Genomic DNA, 2946 nt, shown 5'->3' with positions numbered 1-2946 from the left:
CCGGTTACATCTCTATTCGCCCGATGTGCTGGTCGTCGGCGGCGGCATCGCCAATGGGCTCGACCTGATGGCGCCGACCATCGAGGCAACCATCAGGCAGCGGGCCATGCGCGCCTATCGCGACGTACCGGTCGTTCCAGCACAGCTCGGCCGCCATGCCGGGCTCGTCGGCGCCGCCAGCCTTGTGCTGTTCGACGACGAGGGCACTTTGGCAGCCCGCATGCCTGTCGGCCCAAGCACATATCCGGACACACCACTGAGCAAGATCGGCACCGTCTGACGTGCGACTGCATGACAAAGGCCGCAGGCAGCATGCCTCCGGCCTTTTACGCATAAGCCACACGTGGTTACTCGGCGGGGACGACATCCGCCGGCAGGCTGTCATCAGCCGTGCCCGCCAGCGCCCTCGCCAGCTTGGCCTCGTCGAGTTCGCCTTCCCAGCGCGCCACCACCAGCGTGGCGACGGCATTGCCAACGAAGTTGGTCAGCGCCCGGCATTCCGACATGAAGCGGTCGACGCCGAGGATCAGCGCCATACCGGCGACCGGCACCGCCGGAACCACCGACAGCGTGGCGGCAAGGGTGATGAAGCCCGCTCCGGTGATGCCGGCGGCACCCTTGGACGAGAGCATGGCCACCAGCAGCAGCAGGATCTGGTCACCCATCGACAGGTGGATGTTGGTCGCCTGTGCGATGAACAGCGCCGCCAAGGTCATGTAGATGTTGGTGCCGTCGAGGTTGAAGGAATAGCCGGTCGGGATGACCAGGCCGACCACCGAGCGCTTGGCGCCGGCCTTCTCCATCTTTTCCATCAGCGAGGGCAGGGCGGCCTCCGACGAGGAGGTGCCCAGCACCAAAAGCAGCTCTTCCTTGATGTAGCGGATCAGCGACAGGATGGAGAAGCCGTTGTAGCGGCAGACCGCACCCAGCACGATGAACACGAACAGGAACGACGTCACGTAAAAGGTGCCGACCAGCATGGCGAGATTGATGACCGCGCCGATGCCGTATTTGCCGATGGTGAAGGCCATGGCGCCGAAGGCACCGATGGGGGCGGCCTTCATCAGCACGCTGACCAGCTTGAAGATCGGCGTCGTCAGTGCCTGCAGGAAGTTGAGCACGGGCATGCCCTTGTCGCCGACCAGCGCCAGCGCGATGCCGAACAGCACCGAGAAGAACAGCACCTGCAGGATGTCGCCGTCGGCGAAGGCGCCGACGATGGTCGACGGGATGATGTTCATCAGGAACCCGGTGACCGACTGATCGTGCGCCTTGGCGGCGTAGGTGTTGACGGTCGAGGCGTCGAGCGTCGCCGGGTCGATGTTGAAGCCGGCGCCCGGCTGCACGACATTGGCGACGACAAGGCCGATGATCAGCGCCAACGTCGAAAAGGTGAGGAAATAGAGCATCGCCTTGCCGGCAACACGCCCGACCTTCTGCAGGTCGCTCATGCCGGCAATGCCCGTTGTCACGGTCAGGAAGATGACCGGGGCGATGATCATCTTGACCAGCTTGATGAAGGCGTCGCCGAGCGGCTTCATGCTCTCGCCGACCGACGGATAGAAATGGCCGAGCAGGATGCCGACGGTGATCGCGACGAGCACCTGCACGTAGAGTTGGGCATAGAAAGGTTTGCGCTGCGCGGCAAGCGCGCCTGATTGGTCTGCGATGTGCATCGAACTCTCCCTGGCCGGATGGGCGAAAACGGATCGCCTGCGTGACTTCTCCCATCGCGGCGCTCCGGTCGCACGCCGCTGAAAACAGTTTTGCAAGCGTCGTGCCAGATCGGGGAAAGGCCGGAATCGCGGATTTCCGCCTTTGTCAGAGGTCGCGCGGACAATACTTGTGCGGATTTCCGCACAAGTGGCGTTTGCCTGGGCGGATTTTCGCATTACACTGACCGGAAAGCCGCGAAGAAAAGGGAGAGGGCAGACGCCGCAGGCAGGCACCGATAGCGAATCCCAAGGGTTTGCCGGCCGTGAGTTGCTGCGCGAGGCGGTGGCCCGGCTGCGCGACGGCCGCTGGCTTGCCGTGGTCGCAGCCCTTGCCGTCCTGGCTGGCGCGATCGCCATCGCCGGGCGCATCGCCTCCGGCCAGGCGGCCGACAATCTGCGCGACACAGCACTTGCCGCTCTGCCGCTGGCGGCGGGAACGCTGACCGGCGAAATCGAAAAGCAGCGCCTGGTTCCCTTGGTGCTGGCCCGCGACGATGCTGTGCGGGGCGCGCTGCGCCGGGCCGGGAAGATGCAAGAAGCGGCCCTCAACGACAAGCTCAAGGCGATTGCCGGCGATGCCTCGGCCTCCGCCATCTATGTCATCGATACGGCAGGCATCGCCATATCAGCCAGCAATGCCGGCGAACCGACCAGCTTTGTCGGCATCGACTATAATTTCCGGCACTATTTTCAGGAGGCGATGGCGAAAGGTGCTGCCAGCCAATATGGCCTCGGCACGATCAGCGGACGGCCGGGACTCTACCTTTCGAGCCGCGTCGACGATAACGGCAAGCCGCTTGGCGTTGCGGTGTTGAAGGTCGAGCTCGACGGCGTCGAGGCAAATTGGCGTTCCAGCGGTTTCCTTGTCTTTGTCACCGATGAACGAGGCGTCGTGCTGGCCACCAGCCAGCCCGACTGGCGGTTTCGTGCGCTGGCACCACTGTCGGCCGAGGACGTGGCCGCCGCCCATGAGCAACTGCAATTGGCCGATGCTGCCTTCGAGCCGCTGCCGTTCAGACGCGGCGCCGGCGATGGCCTGGCGACGATCGACAACGCCGGAAAACCACGCCAGTTCGTCGAGGTGGTGCAGGATTTGCCCGGTGCAGTCCCAGGCTGGCGTCTGTGGCTGCTGACGCCCGCCGACGCTGCTCTCTCCTCGGCCGCCAATACGGCGCGCCTGACCACGCTCCTGGGCTTGCTGCTTCTAGGCTTGATTGCCTACGTGCTGACC

At 64.4% G+C, this 2946-nt stretch carries 3 protein-coding genes; 2 read left to right on the top strand and 1 reads right to left on the bottom strand.

Translation table 11 applies throughout. The annotated features are described in order from the left end of the window. Positions 1-280: ROK family protein (locus tag EN884_RS31390; RefSeq protein ID WP_128360950.1), on the top strand; the 280-nt coding region annotated here is incomplete at its 5' end. A 67-nt stretch (positions 281-347) separates the two neighbouring features. On the opposite strand, the gene EN884_RS31385 is transcribed toward EN884_RS31390, so the two are convergent. Then, positions 348-1676, bottom strand: a complete 1329-nt coding sequence (locus EN884_RS31385) for a dicarboxylate/amino acid:cation symporter (protein WP_063167594.1) — start codon at positions 1674-1676, stop codon at positions 348-350. 169 nt (positions 1677-1845) lie between these two features. Here EN884_RS31385 and EN884_RS31380 point away from each other — a divergent pair. Next, positions 1846-2946 (top strand): cache domain-containing protein (locus EN884_RS31380; RefSeq protein WP_348632995.1); only part of this gene is annotated, 1101 nt, incomplete at its 3' end.

Source organism: Mesorhizobium sp. M7A.F.Ca.AU.001.01.1.1 (assembly GCF_004022735.1).
Classification (GTDB): Bacteria; Pseudomonadota; Alphaproteobacteria; order Rhizobiales; family Rhizobiaceae; genus Mesorhizobium; species Mesorhizobium ciceri.
The sequence above is the reverse complement of the archived record's forward strand: the minus strand, read 5'-3'. Positions and strand labels throughout refer to the sequence as shown.

Coding starts and splice junctions, on each gene's coding strand:
- EN884_RS31385 (WP_063167594.1), bottom strand. CDS start 1,676: ATGCACATCGCAGACCAATCAGGCGCGCTTGCCGCGCAGCGCAAACCT.